Source organism: Naumannella halotolerans (genome assembly GCF_004364645.1).
Taxonomy (GTDB): Bacteria; Actinomycetota; Actinomycetes; order Propionibacteriales; family Propionibacteriaceae; genus Naumannella; species Naumannella halotolerans.
Genome location: NZ_SOAW01000001.1, coordinates 746,150 through 767,312, shown reverse-complemented (window position 1 = coordinate 767,312; position 21,163 = coordinate 746,150). Strand labels below are relative to the sequence as shown.

Here is a 21,163-nt window from a genome sequence, read left to right as displayed (position 1 = left end):
CTTCAAACCTCTATTCGGATCAGCGGGACCAGTCGGCCCGCACTGTGTCTGAGTGTACGACCTCGAACCCGGACCCTCGGTGGTTGTCGGGGTCGAGGACAGCTGCGGTGTCGATCCGGGCCAGGGCGTCCAGCCCCTCGGCCACGGTGGCTCCGAACCGGTCCACCGATCCGAGCAACGCCCGGAACTTGCGGTACAGCCGCAGCAGCAGCATCACGGTGACCACGATGCCGATCACGGCGATGGCGGCGAACAGGAGGATCCAGAACATGACGGGGTCAGCCTAACCCGTCGCCTCGGTGGCGCCCAACGGGTCCGTTGCGCGGTAGGCGGCCAGGGCCGCCTCGGCCGCCTCGGCCGCCTCGGCCGCCTCGAGCTCGGTGTCGGCGGGCTCCAGCACCCGGACCTGTGCCCCCCATTGCAACAACAACCGGGTGAGCCAGTGCGGGTCACCGATGGCGAAGGTGGCATCGAGCGAACCGTCCGGCCCTTCGGACAGGTCCTCGACCACGTGGTATTCGGCGAGCCACCTGGCCGACGGCGCCAGGCGCAGCCGTACCCGATCGGCAGCCGCCAGCGCCTGTGCCCAGTCCGCGGCCGGTGCCGGCCGGTCGGGATGGTCGAGCGCCGGCTCACCGGTGCGCTGGACATCGACGATCCGGTCCAACCGGAAGGTACGCCAGCCCTCGGGCTGCAGGCTGAACGCCTCCAGGTAGGCGAAACCGTCGCGGGTGCTGATCTCGACCGGATCGACCTCCCGGACGGTCCGCTCGGCGCGCGACTCGGAGTCGTAGGTCAACCGCAGCCGCTCCCCGGCTTCGATCGCCTCACTCAGCTGTCCGCGTACCGGTGCGTCGGCACCGAGCACGGTGACGGTCAGCCGTCCCGCCTCCGAGGCAGCCTCGCCGGCTGCCTGCCGCAGTTTCCTCGCCGCACTGTCGACCACCGTGGTGACCTCGGGGCCGGCGAGTTCACGGATCAGATCGAGGCCGAGGATCAGCGGGGTGATCTCGGCCGGGGTGAACCGCAGCGGCCGGGACAGGTAGTCGGCATTGCTCAGGTTGATCACACCGCGACCGTCGACGGCATCCATGTCGATCTCGATCAGGTCGTCGGGCATCATCCCGGGCAGGCCGCACATGAACAACACGCTCAGGTCGCTGCGCAACTGTTCGGGGCTGACGCCGAAGTGCTCGGCCACCTCCGCCAGCGGGGCATTCGGACGGGCCTGCAGATACGGCACCAGCGCCAGCATCCGCCCCACCTGGTCGCGGGCGCTCATCGGCTCACCCCATTCCGCCTGGCGGCGCTCTCCTCCAACCGGGCGATCACCCGTTCCCGCAGATCCGGCGGGTCGAGCAGCAGCACATCCGGGCCGTGTCCGGCCACCTCGGCGACCAGGTCCGCGGAATTGTCGAAGGCCAGTTCCAGCACCTCCCGGTCGGCGACCCGCTCCCCGGTCTCGGTACCGCGGCGCCGCAGGGCCGGTGCCCGACCGGGACGCAGGGCCAGCCGGGCGGTGCGTTGCGGCCCCACCTCGGAGGTGACCACGCGCAACAGATCGGCGTCCTCGGGGATCACGAAGGCACCCGGCTTGCCGAACGGTTTGACCGTCCCCATCCGGGAGAGTTTGAAGACCCGCCGGTCCTGGCGGTCACGGTCGAAGCCGACCAGGTACCAGCCACCACGGCGAGAGGTGATCGACCACGGTTCGACGGTCCGCCTGGCCCGCTTGTTGGTGTTCCGGTCGGGGTAGTCGAAGCGGACGGCGACCCGCTCGACCAATGCCTCCCACAACGGTTCGAAGGCCGGTTCACGGGCGGAGACGAAGGGCGCCACCCCCGACGCGGTGGGCTGGTCCACATCCACCCCGGCGGCGCGCAGCTTGGCCAGTGCGCCCTGGCTGGATTCGCGTACCCCGGCGGCGTCGAAGGCCTGCGCTGCCAGGGCCACCACCGAGACCTCGGCCGCCGACAGTTCCACCGGCGGCAGCTCGAAGCTCGCGGGGTCGATCCGGTAGCCCACCTCGTCGTCGAAGTAGCGGTCGTTGGAACCGGTCTGGATCGGTACGCCGAGCGCCCGCAACTCGTCCTTGTCCCGCTCGAAGGTGCGCTCGAAGGCGGCATCACCCGCGTCGGCGTAACCGGCGACGGCCTGGCGGATCTGCTCACGCCCGAGGAAGCGCCTCGTCGACAACAGGCAGATGGTCAGGTTGAGCATGCGTTCGGACTTGCTGACTGCCATGCTGGCGACGTGCCTCCCCTCAACCCCGACGACGACCCCGACGGCGATCCGGCGACCGCCGATCAGGTCCAGGCGCCACCGTACCGTGCCGAGGCCCCGATCGGCCGCGGCGCCGGGCGGTACGCGCCGAGCCCTACCTCGGACCTGCACCTGGGCAACCTGCGTACCGGCCTGCTGGCCTGGTTGTTCGCCCGCAGCACCGACCGGGACTTCCTGCTGCGAGTCGAGGACCTCGACCAGGCCCGGGTCGCCGCGGCGCCGGAGGTGGCGCTGCGACAACTGGCCGATCTGGCCGCCCTCGGTCTCGATCACGACCGCGACATCTGGTGGCAGAGCGAACGCAATCCGGTCTATGCACAGGCGGCGGGCCGCTTGCCGACCTATGAGTGTTTCTGCACGCGGCGCGACATCGCCGAGGCCTCCCAGGCGCCGCATGACGACGGGTACCGCCCGTACCCGGGAACCTGCCGGAACCTGTCCGAGGACGAACGCGCACGGCGACGCCGCGAACGCCCGGCCGCCCTGCGGGTACGGGTGCCGAGCGGCACCGTCTGCACCGTCCAGGACCGGTTGCACGGTGAGTTCTCCGGGCCTGTCGACGACTTCGTCCTCCGTCGCAATGACGGCACTTGGGCCTACAACCTGGCGGTGGTGGTCGACGACCTCGCCTCCGGAGTGGACCAGGTGATCCGCGGCGATGACCTGTTGTCGTCGGCGCCGCGGCAGGCCTGGCTGGCCGGGCAGCTCGGCGGGAAGCAACCGGTCTATGCCCATGTTCCGTTGGTGGTCAACGCCGAGGGTCGGCGGCTGGCCAAGCGCGACGGTGCGGTGACCATGCGGGAACTGGGCGTCGACGGTGGGCGGATGCTCGGGTTGCTCGGCGGTTCGCTGGGGATCGCCGCCCCCGGTGAGCGGGTCAGCGCCGAGGTGTTGTTGCGACGGTTCGACCCCGATGCGCTACCCCGTACCCCGTGGGTCGTGGAACCGGGCCTGCTGACAGACCGGAATTGAATGGTGTTCAATGACTCGTTGTGAACGCTGAACCCGTACCGAGCACCCACTCCGACTCGGCAGCCCGCTCGTTGGTCCGGGTGGCGGTCTTCGCTGCCCTGATCGCCGCCTTGTCGATCCTGCCCGGCGTACCGGTCGGACCGGTGCCGATCACTTTGCAGACCCTGGGCGTCCTGCTGGCCGGCTACTTGCTGGGGCCGAAACTCGGCGTCGCGGCCGTCGGCCTGTACCTGCTGCTGATCGCCATCGGTCTTCCCGTCGGCAGCGGGATGCGCGGCGGTCTCGGGCTCTTCGTCGGCCCGACCGGCGGATTCCTGATCGGTTTCGTCCTGAGCGCACTGGTGGTGGGTCTGCTCTCGCGTCGGATCGTGGACCGGCTGGTCGATCGCCGGATCGGCCGCGGCCGGGCTGTCGCGGAATTCGTGCTCGCGGGGCTGATCGGTGGCCTCGTCCCGGTCTATGCCGTCGGCCTGCCGGTGATGAAGGTGGTCACCGGATTGCCCTGGGACACGGCCGTCGTCTCCGGTATGGCGCTGTTCATCCCCGGTGATCTGATCAAGATCGTGCTCGCCTCGCTGATCACCGTCGGGGTGGTCCGGGCCCTCCCACAGGCCTTCGACCGCCGCTGAGGTGGCTGCCTCGATCGACTTCGACCGGGTCGAGGTCAGCCTCGGTGGACGGACCGTCCTGCACGAGCTCACCCTGCAGCTCAGCGAACGGCGGATCGGCATCCTGGGCGCCAACAGCTCGGGCAAGTCGACCCTGGTCCGCTGCATCAACGGATTGGCCCGTCCCCGATCGGGGACGGTACGGGTGCACGGCCACGATGTCGGCCGGGAAACTGCGAAGGTACGCCGACTCGTCGGCTTCCTGTTCTCCGATGCAGATCAACAGATCATCATGCCGACCGTCGCCGAGGACCTGGCGTTCTCCCTGCGGGGACGACCCCGGGCCGAGATCGACGCCGCCGTCGAGGCGTCCCTGCAACGCTGGGGACTGACCGACCATGCCGACCATCCCTGCCATCTGCTCTCCGGTGGGCAGAAGCAGGTTCTGGCGCTGGCCGCCATCCTGCTCACCGAGCCGGCCGTACTCATCGCCGATGAACCGACCAACTTGTTGGACCTGCGCAATGTGCGACGGCTGGCTGCGACCCTGGCCGCACTCGACCAGCAACAGGTGGTGGTCACCCACACCCCGGAACTGCTGGCCGACTTCGACCGGGTGCTGGTGCTGGAGGCCGGCCGGGTGGTCTGCGATGCCGACCCGGCCGCGGCCATCGCGTACTACGACGCGCTGATGCGATGAATCTGCTGGGCTTGTATCACCCGGGTTCGTCGGTACTGCACCGAATGGGTGCGGGACCGAAACTGCTGGGGTTGCTGCTGCTGGGGATTCTCACCGGGCTGGCACCGGCGATGGGGCCGGCCCAGGTCCGGCCGGCACCGCCGTGGCTCGGGGCGCAACTGTGGGTGAGTCTCTTCGTCCTGCTGGCCGGGGCGCTCGTCTGGACGCTGGCCCGGCTCCCGGTGGCGATGCTTCGTCCGGTGGCGGTCGGCGCGGGTGTGCTGGTGGTCGCCCTGGCGGCCGTCCAGTGGTGGGTGAACGGTTGGCCGGCCGCCCTCGGCATGACCGCTCGGCTGGTCGGTCTGCTGCTGGCTGCCTGGGCCGTCACCGCGACCACCCGGGTGAGCGAGCTGCTGCAGGTGGTCACCGGCGTTCTCTCCCCGTTGCGGCGCTTCGGCGTACCGGCCGAACGGATCGGGTTGGCCGTCGCCCTGACGATTCGGGCGATTCCCTTGGTCGCCGACGGTCTGCATCGGGCAAGGGAGGCCCGGTCTGCCCGCGGTGCAGCTGCCGGTCTGCGGGGACTGCCCGGGTTGACGGTGAACACCGTGGTGCACACGATCCGTCTCGCCGATGCGATGGGTGAGGCGCTGATCGCCCGGGGTGGACTCGACCGAGCCGGGTCGGACTCCGGCCGGCCGACGGTGGGCTGAGAATCGGGCGAGGGGCCACTGCAGCCAACCAGCCCGCGCGGGCGGAGGTGTCGGCTCCGGCGGGACGACCCCGAACTCCCAACCCGCGGGCCGCGGCAACAACACAAGACGAACGTCACACTCGATCACCCGAGGCCCGATGCCGCCCGCGCCATCAAACGGTTTCCGCCGACGGATCGGAATCGAGTGTGACGTTTGTCTTGTTCATGCCCCGAGAGCCGGCACCACCTGGCGCCGAGTGCCGGCTGCATCACCTGAAGGCCACCGGGCATCACCGCACCGGCTGCATCACCTGAAGGCCACCGGGTATTACCGCATCGGCCGACACCACTCGCGGCGAACTGGTCGCGGCCTGAGCCCTCGGCCCGGGCCGACACCGGGCGCACCATGAGTATCGAACGGATCCCTGCAAGCACGAACGGCTCTCCGAAACCATCTAGTCCCACGGGCCGCGGCAAGCTCCGCAAGACAAACGTCACACTCGATCACCCGAGACCCGAAGCCGCCCGCACCATCAAAGGGTTTCCGCCGACGATTCGGAATCGAGTGTGACGTTTGTCTTGTACATGCCTGGTCCACTGCCTCCGCGGTGGCGCGCGATGATCTCGCCGTGGCGCGTGATGATCTCGCCGTGGCGCGTGATGATCTCGCCGTGGCGCGTGATGATCCGAGGGAAACGAAACAGCACCGGCCACGGGGACCGGTGCTGTCTCAGTTGTCGGGGCGGCTCGCTCAGGAGCTTTCCACCCCCGGGTGTGGTCCGCGGCGCCCAGGCGACTGGCTCGCTCAGGCCGGCGACTGGCTGTAGAGGATGTCCACGACGTAGACCAGGGTGTCCCCGGCCTCGACGGTCGGTGCCGTCGGGTTGCCGTCGGGATAGGCCAGCGCCGGCGGGATCACCAGTTCGACCCGGCTGCCGACCGTCTGCCCGACCAGACCCTCACCCCAGCCCTGGATCACCGCGTCGAAGGTCGTCGCCTCGTTCTGGCCGGAGTCGATCTGTTCCTTCGTCCGCCAGGAATATCCGACATAGCTGACCGTCACCTGGTCGGACTCGCCGACCTCCTTGCCCTCGCCCTTGATCAGGGTGGCGGTCTCCAGCTCGGTCGGCGGTTCGCTGTCCGGGATCTCCACGGTCACCGCGCCATCGGCCTCGTCCACCGTCGGCATGCCCTCCGGCGCCGACTGCTCCTCACCTTCGGGACCGGTCAGCGAGGCATCGAGGATGTCGACCACGAAGACCAGTGTGTCGCCGACCTGGATGGTGCCGTCACCGGATCCGCCCGAGGCGTCGTAACCGTCGGTACCCGGCATCGCGATCAGCACCCGGCTGCCGACTTTCTGATCGGTCAGGCCCTTCTGGAAGCCGGTGATCACCTGGGTCAGGGGGAAGGTCGCGGACTGCCCGGCCTCGTAGGAGGAGTCGAAGACCTCGCCGGTACGGCCGTTCACGCCGACGTAGTTGATCTCCACGGTGGACTCGGCCGTGACGGTCGTCCCGTCGCCCTCGTCCAGCACCTCGGTACGGGTCTCGTCGATCGTCCAGGGCGTCTCGGAGATCGTCACCTCCGGAGTCTCACCGTCACTGACCTCGATGCCGTCGAGGTTGTCCGCGGGCTCGACCGTCGGCTCCGGGGAGGCGGATTCCTCGGCCGAGGGCTCGGCCGTCGGTGCGGCGGAGGCGACCGTCGGATCCGGTTCGTTCGGGTTCGCTGCCGGTTCGGCCTCTCCGCAACCCGCCGCGAAGATCGCGACTGCGGCCGCGCCGAGGGCGAGGCGGCGCACCCGTGCCAGCGGCCGGACCGGTGAGGATGTCATGATCGTACGCACCCGCGGAAGGCTACCCGCTGAACCTGAACATGGCCGCATCGACAAACCGTGGCCACGCGAAGGCCCTGACCTCGGCCGCCGGAAGGGCAATGCTTCTGATCGGGATGCGACGTTCTCACACCGCCCTCGCATGCAGTACGGCCGGGATTCGCACACCTCGCGCTGACCAAGGCGAGTTCGGCGGCGGTTGTCTCTCCGATCCAACCCGCGACCACCTTGTGGCCACGCCACCCATCCCGGCTGGGGATCAGCGCGCGTGTGTACTCGGCGCCCGCTCAGACCGCCGGTGGATCCGCGGTGCCGGCATCGGCCGAACCGGCGCCCTCGGTGATGGAGGCGATCAACCGGTCCACCCGCTCGTCGGTCGCGGCGAACGGGTCCTTGCAGAGCACGGTGGTGTTCGACCAACTACCGCCGGCGGGACTGGGTCGGGGCGAGGACCATGCCCGCGGCGCGGGATCGTTGACCTTCAGATGCACCCAGTCGACGGTGTAGTCGACCTTGGCCGCCTGAGCGGCGGCGATGAACTCGCCGCGCAGCCGGGCACGGGTGGTCTGCGGCGGCATCCGCATCGCCTCGTCGACCGCCGAGGAGTCGATCACCGTGGCGGCATCACCGCGCGCCTCGAGGATCCGGAACAGCCCCCGGCCGGGAGCGATGTCGTGGTAGGCGAGATCCAACTGGGCCAGCCGGGGATGTTCCGGCGGCAGATCGTTGCGTCGGGCGTACCGGTCGAGCAGGGTCTTCTTGATCACCCAGTCGATCTCGGTCGAGACTTCCCCCAGTTCACCGGTCTCGATCGCCGTCAGGCAGCGGCGCCACAGGTCGACGCTGCGCTTGATCGCCGGCGTCTCCTCTACCTGATCACCCAGCAGCACCGAGGTCGCCTCGAGAAAGTGCTGCTGCAACTCCAGGGCGGTGATGGTCTGCCCATTCGCCCGGGTGATCGGGCGTCGCCCGCTCAGATCGGTGGCGATGTCGCGGACCGCCCGGGTCGGGTTCTCCAGCCCGAGGTCACGCAGTGCCACCCCGGACTCGATCAGTCGCAGCACCAGATCGGTGGAGACGACCTTCAACAAGGTGGTGGTCTGGCTCAGGTTGGCATCGCCGACGATCACGTGCAGCCGCCGGTAGCGCTCGGGATCGGCATGCGGCTCGTCCCGGGTGTTGATCATCGGTCGGCAGCGGGTGGTCGCCGAGGAGACCCCGTCCCACATGTGCTCGGCGCGTTGGCTGATCGAGTACGCCCCGCCCGGCTGCACCTTCCCCGCACCACAGATCAACTGCCGGGAGACGAGGAACGGCACCAGCACATCGGAGTAGGCGGAGAAGTCGCTGCTGCGTTCGACCAGGTAGTTCTCATGACAGCCGTAGGAATTGCCGTGGGAGTCGGTGTTGTTCTTGAACAGGTAGATGTCGGCGTCGATCCCCTCGTCGGTCAACCGCTCGGTGGCCTGGACGCTGAGATCGTGCAGGATCCGCTCCCCGGCCCGGTCGTGCGCCAGCAGGCTCTGCGGATCGTCACACTCGGCGGTGGCGTACTCGGGATGGGAACCGACATCGAGATAGACGCGGGATCCGTTGCGGAGAAAGACATTGCTGGACTTCCCCCAGGCGACCACGGTACGGAAGAGCGCCCGCGCGATCTCATCGGCGGTCAGGCGGCGACCCTCGCGTACCGTGCAGGCGACGCCGTACTCGGTCTCGATGCCGAAGATCCGCCGATCGAGCCCCGGGCGCCTGGTCACCGCCTCGGTGCTCACAACCCGACCTTGTCCAGTAGCGCGCCGAGCTCTTCGCGACTGAGTTCGCGGAAGTCACCGGGTTGCATCTGTCCCAGCCGGACCGGTCCGATCGCGGTGCGGGACAGCTTCTTCACCGGGTGCCCAACCGCTTCGAACATCCGGCGGACGATCCGGTTGCGACCCGAATGCAACACGACCTTCACCATCGTCCGGTCGGCGCCGGTGGAGACGATCGAGACATGATCGGGACGGATCGGCCCGTCCTCCAGTTCGATCCCGTTGCCCAGACGCTTGATCGTCGAGCGGTCGACGATCCCGACCACCTCGGCGACATAGGTCTTCGCGACCTCGTGCGAGGGGTGGCTCAGCCGGTGGGCGAACTCACCGTCATTGGTCATGATCAACAAGCCGGTGGTCTCGGCGTCCAGTCGACCGACGTGGAACATCCGTTCCTTGAACTCGATATAGTCGGTGATCGCCCGGCGCCCTTCCGGGTCGTCCATGGTGGTGACCACGCCACGGGGCTTGTTGAACACCAGGTAGCGGTGACGACGTGGCGGCGGGATCCGTGAACCGTCGACGCGGATCACGTCGGTCTCGGGGTCGACCCGGCGGCCCTGTTCGATCACCAGCTCACCGTTGACCTCCACCCGTCCCTCGGCGATCATCTCCTCGGCCGCCCTGCGGGAGGCGAGACCGGCGCCTGCCAGCACCTTCTGTAGGCGAACCCCCGCCGCGTTGGGTTCTGTTTCAGTCATGCTGTTCGTCCTCACTGGTCGGGGTCACCGGACCTGTCGGTGGAGCCGGGTCCGCGGGATCGACTCCCCCATTATCCGCCTCGGGATCAACTTGTGCTGCCGTCTCGGCCGAGTCGGAATCGATCGGCGCGCTCGCGCCCGGATCGGTGCCGGCCAGGCGCCCGAGTTCGGCCTCCAGGTCGCTGGCATCGGGCAGGTACGGGGCCAGAGCCGGCAATTCGGACAGATCGGCCATGCCCATCCGCTCCAGGAAGTAATCGGTGGTGCCGAACAGTGCTGCCTGCCCGGCTCCGGTGGCCGCAGCCACCTCGGCCACCAGGTTGCGGGCCAGCAGGGTACGCATCACACCGTCGACATTGACCCCACGTACCGCCGCCACCCGGGAACGGGACACCGGCTGCAGGTAGGCGACCACGGCCAGCGTCTCCAGGGCCGCCTGCGACAGCCGGGCGGTCTGGCCCTCCAGCACAGCCTGGCCGAGCACCTCGGCATGTTCGGCCCGGGTCCACAACCGCCAACCACCACCCACATGGCGCAGCGCGAAGCCGCGACGGGTCTCGTCGTAGAAGCGCGCCAGCTGCTTCAGGCACTCCTCCACCACGGGTACGGGGGCACGCAGCGAGGCGGCGAGGTCGGCGCTGGGCAGCGGCGCCTCGGCCATCAGCAACAGCGCCTCGATCGGGCCACTCAGTTCCTCGGCCGTGGGCCCGTTGCCGAGGTCGGCCTGCTGCTCGGACTCGATGGCACCGACCCTGACCTCCGTACCGGCCGAACCGCTGTCCCCCGCAGCGTCAGCGTCCGCCGGGCTCTGGTCCGTCAGGTCTTCACCCACCGCTTCTGCGTGCGCAGGCTCGGCCACGCGACCCGCCTCGGGAGGCGCCGTCTCACCGGGCGCCGTCTCACCGGGTGCCGCCGCGCCGGTCCCGGATGCCGAAGCGGCATCGGTCTGTCGTGGATCTTCGGGCGGGTTCATCGATCGCCTCCTGGTGTTTCCTTCGATTGCTGGGCATCGGTGGGCGGCGTCTGGGCCGGTTCACCGTCCCCGGCGGGCGGGGCGTCGAACTCATCGGTCACCTGTACCTCACCGGCATCGGTACCGGTCCAGGCGATCTCCAGCCGTCCCAGTGGATCGGGCTGTTCGAAGCTGACCGCCTTCTCCCGGTACAACTCCAGCAGGGACAGGAAACGGCAGACCGCGGTCAGCTTGTCCGGGGCGTCGCTGATCAGGTCGGCGAAGGTCAGCCGCCGCTGCTGCCGCAGCCGCCGGACCACGATCCTGGACTGTTCGACCACACTGACCTGGGCACCGTGGAGATGGGCCAAGGAGACCTCGGCCACCTCCTTCGGCGCCATCGCCCGCCCGGCGAGCCGGGCCAGGTCCTCGGGGGTGACCCGCAGCTGGACCTCCGGCAACAACCGGGCGAACTGGTCCTCCAGTCCCCCGGGGCGCGGGGCCCGGCGGGCCTGGGAGCTGAACCGCTCGGCGATCCAGAACGAGACCTCCTTGAACGCCCGGTACTGCAGCAACCGCGCGAACAGCAGATCCCGGGCCTCCAGCAGCGCCAGGTCCTCCGGGTCCTCGACCTCGCCCTGCGGCAGCAGCCGGGCGGCCTTCAGATCCAACAAGGTGGCTGCGACCAGCAGGAAGTTGCTGGTGAGTTCGAGGTCCCAGGTGCTGCCGAGGGCCTTCACGTGGGCGATGAACTCATCAGTCACCCTGGACAGTGAGACTTCGGTGACGTCGAGCCGGTGCTTGGCGATCAGCTGCAACAACAGGTCGAACGGACCCTCGAAATTGGTCAGCCGAACGACGAAGGTGTTGCCGTCGTTCGGTCCCGGCTGCTCGGCGTCCGGCGTCGGCCCTGCGGGTGCCGACTGCACCGGGTCCGGGGTCTCGGGGGACTGTTGGTCCGACACGGCGGGTTCCGGATTCAGTTGGCCTTGCATCGCTGCAGCACTTCCAGCGCCAGAGTGCGGTACGAACTGGCGCCGGCCGAGGAGCTGGCATAGGTGGTGATCGGCTCCCCGGCGACCGTGGTCTCGGGGAACTTCACCGTCCGCCGGATGACGGTGTGGAAGACCTGTTCACCGAAGGCCTGGACGACACGTTCCAGCACCTCTCGGCTGTGCAGGGTACGGGCGTCGAACATCGTGCCGAGCACCCCGAGGATCTTCAGGTCGGGGTTCAGCCGCTTCTGCACCTTGCGGATCGTGTCGGTGAGCATGGCGATCCCGCGCAGGGCGAAGTACTCGCACTCCAGCGGCATCACCACATAGTCGGCGGCGGTCAGCGCGTTCACCGTCAGCAGACCGAGCGAGGGCGCGCAGTCGACCAGGATCACGTCGTAGTCGTGGCGCAGCGGCTCCAGCACCCGGGACAAGGTGTACTCGCGGGCGACCTCGGAGACGAGCTGGATCTCTGCTGCCGACAGGTCGATGTTGCTGGGCAGCAGGTCCATGTTGGCGACCGGGGTCTGTGTCAGCACCTCCGACAGCTCGGTCTCGTCGTCGAGCAGCAGGTTGTAGATGCTCTCCCCGAGGGTGTGCGGGTTGATCCCCAGTCCCACCGACAGCGAGCCCTGCGGGTCGAAGTCGACCAGCAGCACCTTGCGCCCCAGTTCGGTCAGCGCCGCGCCGAGGTTGATGGTGGTGGTGGTCTTGCCGACCCCACCCTTCTGGTTGCACATCGCGATCACGATGCCCTTGGTCGGCTGCGGCGGCGGCTCCGGCAGTTTCAGATGGGGCAACGGCCGACCGGTCGGGCCGAGGCCGTCATCGTCGACCGGGCCGATCCCGTTCGCAATCAGCTTCGCGATCGGGTCACCTGGAACCGTCTCCATGTCCTGCCTTTCCCCGCAGCCGGTGCGGGACGTGCTGTGTTCGGGTGCAACCCTATCGTCTGCCGTCCAACCCACCATGGGACGCAGGGACGGAGCGTCAGCCGGAGGCTCGAATGCGGGCGGCGTCCGCCGGGTCCGGGCAGGTTGTGCAGCGCTGTCTTCGCCGGCTGACTCCGAGCGGCGGCTCGGCAAATCGGATCGTCCGAGAAGCAGACAGGCAGGCTCAGCGTGCCCGGGGGTGGGCGCTGAGATAGACCTCGCGCAGGTGGTCGACGGTGACCAGGGTGTAGAGCTGGGTGGTGGTGACCGAGGCGTGGCCCAACAACTCCTGCACCACCCGGACATCGGCGCCACCGTCCAGCAGGTGTGTGGCGTAGGAGTGGCGCAGGGTGTGTGGGCTGATCGTCACCGGCAGTTCGGCCGCCTCCCCTGCCCGTGCCAGTACGGCATGGGCGAGCTGGCGGGTGAGCGGATTCCCCCGGCTGTTCAACAGCAGCGACGGTGGCCCGGCCGTCGTCTTCGCTGCCCAGACCGGTCGTCCGCGGACCAACCACGCCTCCACGGCGGCTCGGGCGTAGCTGCCCAGCGGCACGATCCGCTCCTTGTTGCCCTTGCCGATCAACCGCAATCCACCGGCACCCTCCAACGGTGCGGTCAGGTCGTCGACATCGAGGTCGACGATCTCGGAGACCCGGGCGCCGGTGCCGTAGAGCAGTTCCAGCAGCGCCGCATCCCGCAGACCGGTGACCGTGCTGGTGTCCGGGGTGTCCAACAGCCGCTGGACCTGGTCCACCGGGAGGGCCTTCGGCAATCGTTGGGGAAGCTTCGGCGGTTTCACCTCGACTGCCGGGTCGGTGCTGGTGATCGTCTCGGTGACGGCGAAGCGATGCAGGCTGCGTACCGCGGCGACGGCGCGCGCGACGCTGGACGGGGCGAACCGACCGGCCAGATCTGCTGCGAAGGCGGTGATGTGCTGCGGTGTGATCGCCTCCGCATCGGTCACACCGGCGCGTTCGAGATGGGCCAGGTAGTGATCGAGGTCGCGACGGTAACCGGCGGCGGTGTTCGGCGAAAGGCCACGTTCGACGATCACATGGTCGAGGAAGGACCGGACCAGCACCGGCGGAGTCATGGCGATGCCCGCCGCCGCCTCAGCGGGTGCGGGGGCGTGGCGCCCGGGCCGGCCACGGCGAGTCGGCGGGGCGTAGTTCCCGACCGGTACGCAAGGCCTGGGCCGCCGCCAGACACCCGGTGACCAGCAGCGGATTCTGCAACCGTCCGGCGAAGACCCCGTCCAGCAGGTCGTCGAGACGGGCACGGACGATGCTCATGTCGGCCTCCTCGCCCTCCAGCTCGAACCCGTCGGGGCGGGCCACCGGCCGCAGGTCCCTTGCCAGGTAGATCCGGACGTTCTCCCCGCTGGCACCGGGACTTGTGAACATGTCGACCAGCACGTCCCAGCGATCGGCAGCCAGCATGGCCTCCTCGGCCAGCTCGCGCTGGGCACCGATCAGCCACTCCTCCTCAGCCACGTCCAACAGACCTGCCGGTGGCTCGAAGAGCCGGAACCCGGCCGGATGCCGGTACTGCTGGACCAGCACCACCCGTTCGTCGGAGTCGAGCGCGATCACACCGACGGCACCGGGATGCTCGATCCAGTCCCGGGTCAGGGTGCTGCCGTCGGGCGCCTGCACGGTGTCGGTGACATAGGTGGTGACGTGCCCAGCATGGCGTACCTCCCGGTGCACGACTGGCCAGTCTTCGGCCCGATCACCCAGTTCGTCGGCAGCCACCGTGGTGATGCTCTCCGGATCAGCCATCGTTGCGCTCCTCCTGTCCGGGCTCCTGCGGTTCAGTCGCCTCGGGATCCTCGGGCAACCGCGCGGCCACCTTGTGCCGCAGCGCCGCCCGGACCAGCCCGGCGAACAGCGGATGCGGATCGGTCGGTCGGGACTTCAGCTCCGGGTGGGCCTGGGTGGCAACGAAGAAGGGGTGCACCTGCCGTGGCAGCTCGATGAACTCGACCAGGGTCGAATCCGGTGAGGTACCGCTGATCACCAGCCCGGCCTCCTCCAGCTGCGGTCGGTAGAGGTTGTTCACCTCGTAGCGGTGCCGGTGCCGCTCACTCACCCGGTGCTGGCCGTACATTTCGGCGACCAGGGATCCGCGGGTCAGTTCGGCAGGGTACGCGCCGAGCCGCATCGTGCCGCCGAGGTCACCGGCGCCGTCGACGATCTCCACCTGCTCGGCCATGGTGGCGATCACCGGATGCGGGGTGCCGGGATCGAACTCCGAGGACGCCGCACCCTCGAGTCCGGCCAGGTGCTGAGCGACCTCCATCACCATCGTCTGCAGTCCCAGGCACAGGCCGAGGATCGGCAGCTGGTTCTCCCGGGCGTAGCGGATCGCGCCGATCTTGCCCTCGACACCACGGATCCCGAAGCCACCGGGGATCACCACACCGTCGACATCACCGAGGTTGCGCGCGGCACCGTCGGGGGTGGCGCAGTCGTCGGAGGGAACCCAGCGGACGTTGACCTTGGCCCAGTTGGCGAAACCACCGGCACGCAGCGCCTCGACCACCGAGAGATAGGCATCGGGCAGGTCGATGTACTTGCCGACCAGCGCGATCGTCACCTCGTCGGTGGGCTTGTGCACCCGATCGAGCAGGTTGTCCCAGCGTGACCAGTTCACGTCCCGGAACGGCAGGTTGAGCCGGCGCACGACATAGGCGTCGAGTCCCTCCGCGTGCAGCACCTTCGGGATGTCGTAGATGCTGGGCGCGTCGATCGCGGTGGCGACCGCCTCCTCGTCGACGTCGCACATCAGCGCGATCTTGCGCTTCACGCTGTCGGGTACTTCCCGGTCGCAGCGCACGACCAGGGAATCGGGCTGGATGCCGACCTGGCGCAGCGCGGCCACCGAGTGCTGGGTCGGCTTGGTCTTCAGCTCACCACTGGGTCCGATGTAGGGAACCAGGGAGACGTGCAGGAAGAAGCAGTTCTCCCGGCCGACGTCGCGGCGGACCTGCCGGGCGGCCTCCAGGAACGGCAGGGATTCGATGTCGCCGACGGTGCCGCCGATCTCGTGCAGCACCACGTCGACCTCCGGACCGCCCATGCCGAGCATCTCGTCCTTGATCTCGTTGGTGATGTGCGGGATCACCTGAACGGTGTCACCGAGGTAATCCCCGCGTCGCTCCTTGGCGATCACCTGGGAGTAGATCTTGCCGGTGGTGACATTGGCCTCGGCGTTCAGGTTGCGATCGAGGAACCGCTCGTAGTGGCCGATGTCCAGGTCGGTCTCGGCACCGTCCTCGGTGACGAACACCTCGCCGTGCTGGAACGGGTTCATCGTGCCCGGATCGACGTTCAGGTACGGGTCGAGCTTCTGCATGGTCACCCGCATTCCACGGGCGGCCAGCAACTGGCCGAGGCTCGATGCCGTCAGGCCCTTGCCCAGTGAGGAGGCGACGCCTCCGGTGACGAAGATGTGCTTGGTCTGATGCGCGGCTCCCACGGGCTTCCATCCTACGTGGCCTGACCGACACTGGGGCAAACCACGCCGAACCGAGTGTGATCGGCCCGGGTTCCGAGGCAACTGTGGAGCCGTCCTTCAGACTTCGGCCCCGTTCGGCTGACAGAACCGACACCGCTGGTTGGAGTCCGCCGCGACGTTGTTGCCGACTTCGGCCGAACCCGGGAGTGATCATGCCCAACCCCAGCAGACTGCTTGCTCTGACCGCCACCGCGGCCCTCCTGGTGTCCGGCTGGCAGGCGGTCTCGGCCACCCCGGCGAAGGCCGCACCGGCCGGGGGCTCCCCGGAGATCGAGCGGTTGACCGTACCGACCAAGGCCGCGGGCCGGACCACCGCAGGGTCGGCCAAGCCGGCACTGTCGGCTCCCGATGTCGAGGAGTTCAGCCTCTTCGGTGTCACCTGGGACAGCGGTCCGACACCCACCCTGGACTACCGGGTGAAGGTCGACGGCTCCTGGACCGGCTGGGAACAGGTGCCGATCGACGACGACCACGCAACGGGTGAGTCCGGGGAGCGACCTGGTTCGGAGCCGGTCTTCACCTCCGAGGCCAGCGGAATCGAATTGCGATTGAAGGGTTCTTCGGCCCCCAAGGGCCTGTCGGTCGACCTGATCGACCCGGGCACGTCCAGTGCGGACAAGTCGTTGCCGGCCGGCACCGTCGCCGGCGGCGCCCCCACTCCACGGGGCCCGAGCATCATCTCCCGGAAGTCCTGGGGTGCCGACGAGAAACTCGGCGAGGAGTGCGACAAGCCCTACGGAACGACCATTCGGGGCGCGGTCATCCACCACACCGCGGGGGTGAACAACTACTCCTCCGCGCAGTCGGCAAGCATCGTCCGGGGCATCTACGCCTACCACACCGAGAGCCGCGGGTACTGCGACATCGCCTACAACTTCCTGGTCGACCGCTACGGACGGATCTACGAGGGACGCGCCGGGGGCACCGACCTGCCGGTCCACGGGGCGCACGCCCGGGACTGGAATGCCGACACCGTCGGTGTCTCCCTGATGTGTGATCACACCACCAGCGGCCCGACGACCAAGGCATTCGACGCCGCCGCCAGCATCGTCGCCTGGAAGTTGGACGGCAACTACCGCGACCCGAAGGGCAAAGTCACCTTGGCCGGGAAGCGGGTGAACACGATCTTCACCCACGGTGATGTGGTGAACACCAACTGCCCCGGCCCGGCCATGGACAAGCGGATGCCGGAGTTCCGGAACCTGGTGGCGAAGAAGATGGGTGATTGGAAGACCGGCAACTACCAGAAGTGGCAGAGCCTCGGTGGCGAATCCGGCTGGGTCGGCTCACCGCGCCGGCTGGAGCAGAAGACCTACGGCAACGGCTCCTACACCGAGTTCGCGAAGGCCGACATCTACGGCAAGAACGGGAAGATCCACGCGGTCAAGGGGACCATTCGCACGGCCTACCGCAATCTCGGCGGCGCCAAGTCCAAGCTCGGGTACCCCACCTCCGACGAGTACAAGATCAGCGGTGGCGCCCGCTCGAACTTCGAGCGCGGCACCATCACCTGGAGCTCGAAGACGAACAAGGCGACGGTCAAGTACAACTCCTGAGCAGGCATCACCCGACCCCAGCGACCGATGTCGTCGGGTACGAGGTCTTGTACGGCGGGGTCCGGTCGATCTGCCCGACCGGCCCGGGGCGCGTCCGGGCGACATGGGCCTGATCGGAGCGTTCAGGCCCGGTCGATCCCGCGCAGCAGGTCGGCCGGGCAGGAGACCATCGGCCAGTGTCCGGACCGAAGGTCGAGGAGTTGCAAGTTCTTCGCCGCCGCGAGTTCGGGCAGGTCACCGGCATCGATCCATGCCTGTGCCTCACCGGGCGAGAACTCGGGGCAGACCAGCACGACCGGTACGTCATGGCGCCGCCGATCCCCCAGCCTCACCGGTGCCTTGGTCACCCCGGCCGACACCGGTACGGCCAGCTCCTCGATGTGCGCACGCTGCTGTTGGTCGAGGTCGTCGGCATCGGGGCCCTCGAAAGGCTCCCAGCCGGGGAAACCGACGACACCGTCGCGCGGTTCGATGAAGTCGGCATAGACGGCACCGTCGGATGGCGGGAACCCCCCGATCAGCACCACGGCCGTGATCGCGTCCGGTCGCCGGTCGGCCACCAGCCAGGCCAGTCCGGATGCCGCGGAGTGCCCGACCACGATCGGCCGCTCGAGGCCGTCGACGACCTCCAGCACAGCCGCCAACTGATCATCGAGCAACGCGTCCGGCGGAGACGCCCCCTGTCCCGGCAGTTCCACCGGATGGGCGGCGACACCGACGGCTGCCAGTTCGGTGACCACGGGTTGCCAGATCTCTGCAGGCAGCCAGAGGCCGGGGATCAGTACCAGGTCGGGCTGCGGTAGATCGTTCACGGCTTGTTCCACTTCTCTTCCGCCCCTGTGGGCTCCGGAGTCGGGATCGGCAGGAACCGGGGACGCTCGGCCCGCCCCGCAACACCTAATCGGGGGCACCGACACCTTCCTGCCGCAGCGATCCGGGTTCAGCCCTGGCCGGCCTCTGCCAACAGCTCCCGGGCGTGCGCACGAGCCGTACCGGTCTCGGAGAGCCCAGCCATCATCCGGGCCAGTTCGGCCTCCCGCTCGGCGTCGGTGACCTCGACCAGGCCGCTGGTGGTGACCTGGCCGTCAGAGGACTTCGCGATCACGAAGTGCCGATCGGCGAAGGCAGCCACCTGCGCGAGGTGGGTGACCACGATCACCTGACTGGTCGCGGCCATCGCCGACAGCCGTCGGCCGATCTCCAGACCGACTGCACCGCCGACACCGGCGTCCACCTCGTCGAAGACCACCGTTCCACCGGTTCCGATACCGGCATCGGTCAGCACCGCCTCCAGTGCCAGCCGGATCCGGGAGAGCTCACCACCGGAGGCAGCCTTGGCCAGCGGTTGCGGAGCCTGCCCCGGGTTCGCGGCCAGCAGCAACTCGATCCGATCCGCACCCCAGGGCCCGCGTTCGGCGGGGGTCACGGAGAAGGTCAGCTGCGCGTGCGGCATGGCCAGCGCTGCCAGTTCCGGACCGACCTGCCCGGCGATCCGTTCGGCGGCTTCTCTCCGGGCGGCAGTCAGATCGGCAGCGAGCCGGTCGACGACCGGTTCGGTCTGCGCAATCACCTCCTGCAGTTCGGCGATCCGGTCCTCGCTGCCGTCGAGTCCTTCCAGCGCCTGCGCCGAGTCGGCACGCCAGGCGAGCACCGCGTCGATGTCCACCCCGTACTTGCGCGTCAACGAGGTGAGCGCGGCGGTACGGTCCATCACCGCGGCGAGACGTTGTGGGTCGGCCGACAACGAGTCGGCATAGCGCGACACCTCCCCGGTCAGGTCCTGGGCCCCGACGAGGAGTTCGGAGATCCGATCCACCAGTTCGGCCGCGGCGGCATCGGAGCCGGCCAGCTGCCGCAAGGAGGTGTCGGCGGCGGTCAGTGCAGCGAGTGCCCCGGCACCGGGATCCTCGTCGTCGCCGGCCAGGGCCCGGGTCGCCTGCTGGGCGGCGATCCGAAGATCATCGATGTCGGTCAACCGGGCGGCCTCGGCCCGCAACGCCGAATCCTCCCCGGGTTCGGGTGCGACCTGGTCGATCTCGGCGATCCCGAACCGCAACAGATCGGCTTCCCTCGCCCGGGCCTGGGCATCGGCCTGCAACTGAGCGAGCTCGGCGAGGGCATCCCGATGAGCGACGAAATGATCATGGTATTGAGTGCGCAGCTGCAGCAGCTCCGGGCCGGCGAAGGAGTCGAGGATCTCACGCTGCCGCGATGATCGGCCGAGCTCGATCTGACCCGACTGACCATGGATGGTGATCAGCTCGGAACTGATCTGCTGCAGGGTCTGCAGATTGGTCTGGGATCCCCCCACGAAGGCGCGCGAACGTCCGGCCGCACTCACCTGGCGGCTGATCAACAACTCGTCGCCGTCGGGTTCACCACCTGCATCGGCCACCGCCTGCAGCAGTTCCGACGACAGACCGGAGAGGTCGAAACGTCCCTCGACGACGGCACGATCGGTACCCCCACGTACCCGACCGGAGTCGGTCCGCTCCCCCAGCAACATGCCGAGACTGGAAACGATCATGGTCTTGCCCGCACCGGTCTCGCCGGTCAGCACCGTCAGTCCCCGGTGGGGTTCCAACACCGACTCCGCGATCACTCCCAGGTTGGCGATCCGCACCTCGGTGATCATCAGGCGCGGCCCCCACGGAAGCCGTCGACCTGCAGTCCGAACTTGTGCACCAGACGGTCGGTGAACGGTGCACTGGACAACCGGGCAAGTCGCAACCGGCGATCGCTCTTCTGCACCCGAACCCGACTTCCCACGGCCAGGGTGGTCGAACGACGTCCGTCACACCAGACCACACCTTGATGGGCCACCGGGGTGGGCAACAACTCGATCTGGACATGGGAGGAAGGACCGAGCACCAACGGGCGGGAGAACAACGCATGTGCACTCAACGGGACCATCAACAAGGCGTCCACCTCCGGCCACACCACCGGCCCCCCGGCGGAGAAGGCGTAGGCGGTCGACCCGGTCGGGGTGGCGACCAGGACACCGTCACAGGCCCATCGGGAGATCGGCCGTTCGTCGATCGAGGCGAGCACCTCCAGGACCCGTTCGCGGGCCTCCTTCTCGATCGAGACCTCGTTGATGGCGAAGGAGGACCAGGTCTGCAGACCCTCGCAATCGCTGACCCGCACGTCGATCACGAAACGTTCCTCGACCCGCCAGCTGCCGGCGATCACAGCCTCGGAGATGGCGCCGATCTCCGAGGACTCGGCCTCGGCGAGGAAGCCGACATGGCCCAGGTTCACGCCCAGCAAGGGGGTGTCGGAGGCCAAGGTCAACTCGGCGGCGCGAAGGATGGTGCCGTCCCCGCCGAGGACGATCGCCAGTTCACATCCGGCCAGCGAGTTCGCATCGGCGGGCAAGGGCTCGACCGCGAGCTCGGCCAGCGCACCGTCCATCCGCAGCAGATCGGCCTCGGGGATCACCGGTACGAATCCGGCAGCGGCGAGGTCGCCGGCGATCTGTCGTGCGGCGGTGATCGCCTCCGGTCGGCCGACATGGGTCAACAGAGCCACCCGGCGAGGGGATGTCGGCTGGGCAGAAGTCACGGCTCCCAGCTTAGGGGCCGTCCGCCGCCTCTTGCCCAGCCCGCGCCGAGACACCTG

At 68.6% G+C, this 21,163-nt stretch carries 21 protein-coding genes; 5 read left to right on the top strand and 16 right to left on the bottom strand.

Annotation, left to right across the window (positions count from 1 at the left end):
* Positions 1 to 19: 19 nt before the first annotated feature.
* From CLV29_RS03625 to CLV29_RS03615, 3 genes are read right to left on the bottom strand one after another with little or no spacing between them, the layout of a single operon-like run.
* Positions 20 to 271 (bottom strand): hypothetical protein, encoded by a 252-nt coding sequence (locus CLV29_RS03625; RefSeq protein WP_133753685.1) that lies wholly within the window; start codon positions 269 to 271, stop codon positions 20 to 22.
* 12 nt (positions 272 to 283) lie between these two features.
* Positions 284 to 1,282: a helix-turn-helix transcriptional regulator gene (locus tag CLV29_RS03620; RefSeq protein ID WP_133753684.1), complete on the bottom strand. Its 999-nt coding sequence runs from the start codon at positions 1,280 to 1,282 to the stop codon at positions 284 to 286.
* A complete protein-coding gene (locus CLV29_RS03615; protein WP_133753683.1) occupies positions 1,279 to 2,244 on the bottom strand; it encodes a helix-turn-helix transcriptional regulator in 966 nt (321 codons plus the stop codon). Before CLV29_RS03615 ends, CLV29_RS03620 begins: the two co-directional genes overlap by 4 nt.
* Positions 2,245 to 2,253: 9 nt before the next feature.
* Between CLV29_RS03615 and gluQRS the strand changes: the two genes are divergently transcribed.
* From gluQRS to CLV29_RS03595, 4 genes are read left to right on the top strand one after another with little or no spacing between them, the layout of a single operon-like run.
* Complete coding sequence (gluQRS, locus tag CLV29_RS03610) at positions 2,254 to 3,255, top strand: tRNA glutamyl-Q(34) synthetase GluQRS (RefSeq protein WP_341799713.1); 1,002 nt, start codon at positions 2,254 to 2,256, stop codon at positions 3,253 to 3,255.
* A 20-nt stretch (positions 3,256 to 3,275) separates the two neighbouring features.
* A complete protein-coding gene (locus CLV29_RS03605) occupies positions 3,276 to 3,884 on the top strand; it encodes a biotin transporter BioY (protein WP_133753682.1) in 609 nt (202 codons plus the stop codon).
* 1 nt (position 3,885) lies between these two features.
* The gene (locus CLV29_RS03600) at positions 3,886 to 4,563 is read left to right on the top strand and encodes an energy-coupling factor ABC transporter ATP-binding protein (RefSeq protein WP_133753681.1); all 678 of its coding nucleotides are present in this window, start codon (positions 3,886 to 3,888) and stop codon (positions 4,561 to 4,563) included.
* Complete coding sequence (locus CLV29_RS03595; protein ID WP_133753680.1) at positions 4,560 to 5,255, top strand: energy-coupling factor transporter transmembrane component T; 696 nt, start codon at positions 4,560 to 4,562, stop codon at positions 5,253 to 5,255. The genes CLV29_RS03600 and CLV29_RS03595 overlap by 4 nt, the downstream gene beginning before the upstream one ends.
* Positions 5,256 to 5,769: 514 nt before the next feature.
* On the opposite strand, the gene CLV29_RS16120 is transcribed toward CLV29_RS03595, so the two are convergent.
* The 10 genes from CLV29_RS16120 to CLV29_RS03550 all read right to left on the bottom strand — a co-directional run bounded on the left by CLV29_RS16120 (position 5,770) and on the right by CLV29_RS03550 (position 15,947).
* Positions 5,770 to 5,943: a hypothetical protein gene (locus tag CLV29_RS16120; RefSeq protein ID WP_166649117.1), complete on the bottom strand. Its 174-nt coding sequence runs from the start codon at positions 5,941 to 5,943 to the stop codon at positions 5,770 to 5,772.
* Between the two features lie 98 nt (positions 5,944 to 6,041).
* Positions 6,042 to 7,085, bottom strand: a complete 1,044-nt coding sequence (locus CLV29_RS03590; protein WP_166649116.1) for an FKBP-type peptidyl-prolyl cis-trans isomerase — start codon at positions 7,083 to 7,085, stop codon at positions 6,042 to 6,044.
* Positions 7,086 to 7,360: 275 nt separating this feature from the next.
* The gene (gene pafA / locus CLV29_RS03585) at positions 7,361 to 8,848 is read right to left on the bottom strand and encodes a Pup--protein ligase (protein WP_243831702.1); all 1,488 of its coding nucleotides are present in this window, start codon (positions 8,846 to 8,848) and stop codon (positions 7,361 to 7,363) included.
* Positions 8,845 to 9,588: a pseudouridine synthase gene (locus tag CLV29_RS03580; RefSeq protein WP_133753678.1), complete on the bottom strand. Its 744-nt coding sequence runs from the start codon at positions 9,586 to 9,588 to the stop codon at positions 8,845 to 8,847. Before CLV29_RS03580 ends, pafA begins: the two co-directional genes overlap by 4 nt.
* Positions 9,581 to 10,561, bottom strand: coding sequence for an SMC-Scp complex subunit ScpB (gene scpB, locus CLV29_RS03575; protein ID WP_133753677.1), 981 nt, complete (start codon positions 10,559 to 10,561; stop codon positions 9,581 to 9,583). Before scpB ends, CLV29_RS03580 begins: the two co-directional genes overlap by 8 nt.
* Entirely contained in the window at positions 10,558 to 11,505 is a 948-nt protein-coding gene (locus CLV29_RS03570; RefSeq protein ID WP_341799712.1) for a segregation and condensation protein A, read from the bottom strand. Before CLV29_RS03570 ends, scpB begins: the two co-directional genes overlap by 4 nt.
* A 14-nt stretch (positions 11,506 to 11,519) precedes the next feature.
* The gene (locus CLV29_RS03565; RefSeq protein WP_133753675.1) at positions 11,520 to 12,428 is read right to left on the bottom strand and encodes a ParA family protein; all 909 of its coding nucleotides are present in this window, start codon (positions 12,426 to 12,428) and stop codon (positions 11,520 to 11,522) included.
* Positions 12,429 to 12,651: 223 nt separating this feature from the next.
* Positions 12,652 to 13,560, bottom strand: coding sequence for a site-specific tyrosine recombinase XerD (locus CLV29_RS03560; protein ID WP_133753674.1), 909 nt, complete (start codon positions 13,558 to 13,560; stop codon positions 12,652 to 12,654).
* 19 nt (positions 13,561 to 13,579) lie between these two features.
* Positions 13,580 to 14,248, bottom strand: a complete 669-nt coding sequence (locus CLV29_RS03555; protein WP_133753673.1) for an NUDIX domain-containing protein — start codon at positions 14,246 to 14,248, stop codon at positions 13,580 to 13,582.
* Positions 14,241 to 15,947 carry a CTP synthase gene (locus tag CLV29_RS03550; protein WP_133753672.1) on the bottom strand — a complete coding sequence of 569 codons (1,707 nt, stop codon included), beginning with the start codon at positions 15,945 to 15,947 and terminating at the stop codon, positions 14,241 to 14,243. Before CLV29_RS03550 ends, CLV29_RS03555 begins: the two co-directional genes overlap by 8 nt.
* Positions 15,948 to 16,138: 191 nt before the next feature.
* Here CLV29_RS03550 and CLV29_RS03545 point away from each other — a divergent pair, with 191 nt between their 5' ends.
* Positions 16,139 to 17,542: a peptidoglycan recognition protein family protein gene (locus CLV29_RS03545; protein ID WP_133755000.1), complete on the top strand. Its 1,404-nt coding sequence runs from the start codon at positions 16,139 to 16,141 to the stop codon at positions 17,540 to 17,542.
* Positions 17,543 to 17,664: 122 nt separating this feature from the next.
* Here the strand turns inward: CLV29_RS03545 and CLV29_RS03540 are convergent, their stop codons facing one another.
* The 3 genes from CLV29_RS03540 to CLV29_RS03530 form a co-directional block, all read right to left on the bottom strand.
* Positions 17,665 to 18,354: an alpha/beta fold hydrolase gene (locus CLV29_RS03540; protein WP_133753671.1), complete on the bottom strand. Its 690-nt coding sequence runs from the start codon at positions 18,352 to 18,354 to the stop codon at positions 17,665 to 17,667.
* Positions 18,355 to 18,482: 128 nt separating this feature from the next.
* Complete coding sequence (recN, locus tag CLV29_RS03535; RefSeq protein ID WP_133753670.1) at positions 18,483 to 20,177, bottom strand: DNA repair protein RecN; 1,695 nt, start codon at positions 20,175 to 20,177, stop codon at positions 18,483 to 18,485.
* Entirely contained in the window at positions 20,177 to 21,106 is a 930-nt protein-coding gene (locus tag CLV29_RS03530; RefSeq protein WP_133753669.1) for an NAD kinase, read from the bottom strand. Before CLV29_RS03530 ends, recN begins: the two co-directional genes overlap by 1 nt.
* Between the last annotated feature and the right edge of the window lie 57 nt (positions 21,107 to 21,163).

Excerpts from the sequence above, each read along its gene's own strand:
- CLV29_RS03615 (WP_133753683.1), bottom strand. The coding sequence starts at position 2,244 with ATGGCAGTCAGCAAGTCCGAACGCATGCTCAACCTGACCATCTGCCTG.
- recN (WP_133753670.1), bottom strand. The coding sequence starts at position 20,177 with ATGATCACCGAGGTGCGGATCGCCAACCTGGGAGTGATCGCGGAGTCG.
- CLV29_RS03565 (WP_133753675.1), bottom strand. The coding sequence starts at position 12,428 with ATGGAGACGGTTCCAGGTGACCCGATCGCGAAGCTGATTGCGAACGGG.
- CLV29_RS03545 (WP_133755000.1), top strand. The coding sequence starts at position 16,139 with ATGCCCAACCCCAGCAGACTGCTTGCTCTGACCGCCACCGCGGCCCTC.
- CLV29_RS03620 (WP_133753684.1), bottom strand. The coding sequence starts at position 1,282 with ATGAGCGCCCGCGACCAGGTGGGGCGGATGCTGGCGCTGGTGCCGTAT.
- CLV29_RS03580 (WP_133753678.1), bottom strand. The coding sequence starts at position 9,588 with ATGACTGAAACAGAACCCAACGCGGCGGGGGTTCGCCTACAGAAGGTG.
- CLV29_RS03560 (WP_133753674.1), bottom strand. The coding sequence starts at position 13,560 with ATGACTCCGCCGGTGCTGGTCCGGTCCTTCCTCGACCATGTGATCGTC.
- CLV29_RS03625 (WP_133753685.1), bottom strand. The coding sequence starts at position 271 with ATGTTCTGGATCCTCCTGTTCGCCGCCATCGCCGTGATCGGCATCGTG.
- scpB (WP_133753677.1), bottom strand. The coding sequence starts at position 10,561 with ATGAACCCGCCCGAAGATCCACGACAGACCGATGCCGCTTCGGCATCC.
- CLV29_RS03555 (WP_133753673.1), bottom strand. The coding sequence starts at position 14,248 with ATGGCTGATCCGGAGAGCATCACCACGGTGGCTGCCGACGAACTGGGT.
- CLV29_RS03595 (WP_133753680.1), top strand. The coding sequence starts at position 4,560 with ATGAATCTGCTGGGCTTGTATCACCCGGGTTCGTCGGTACTGCACCGA.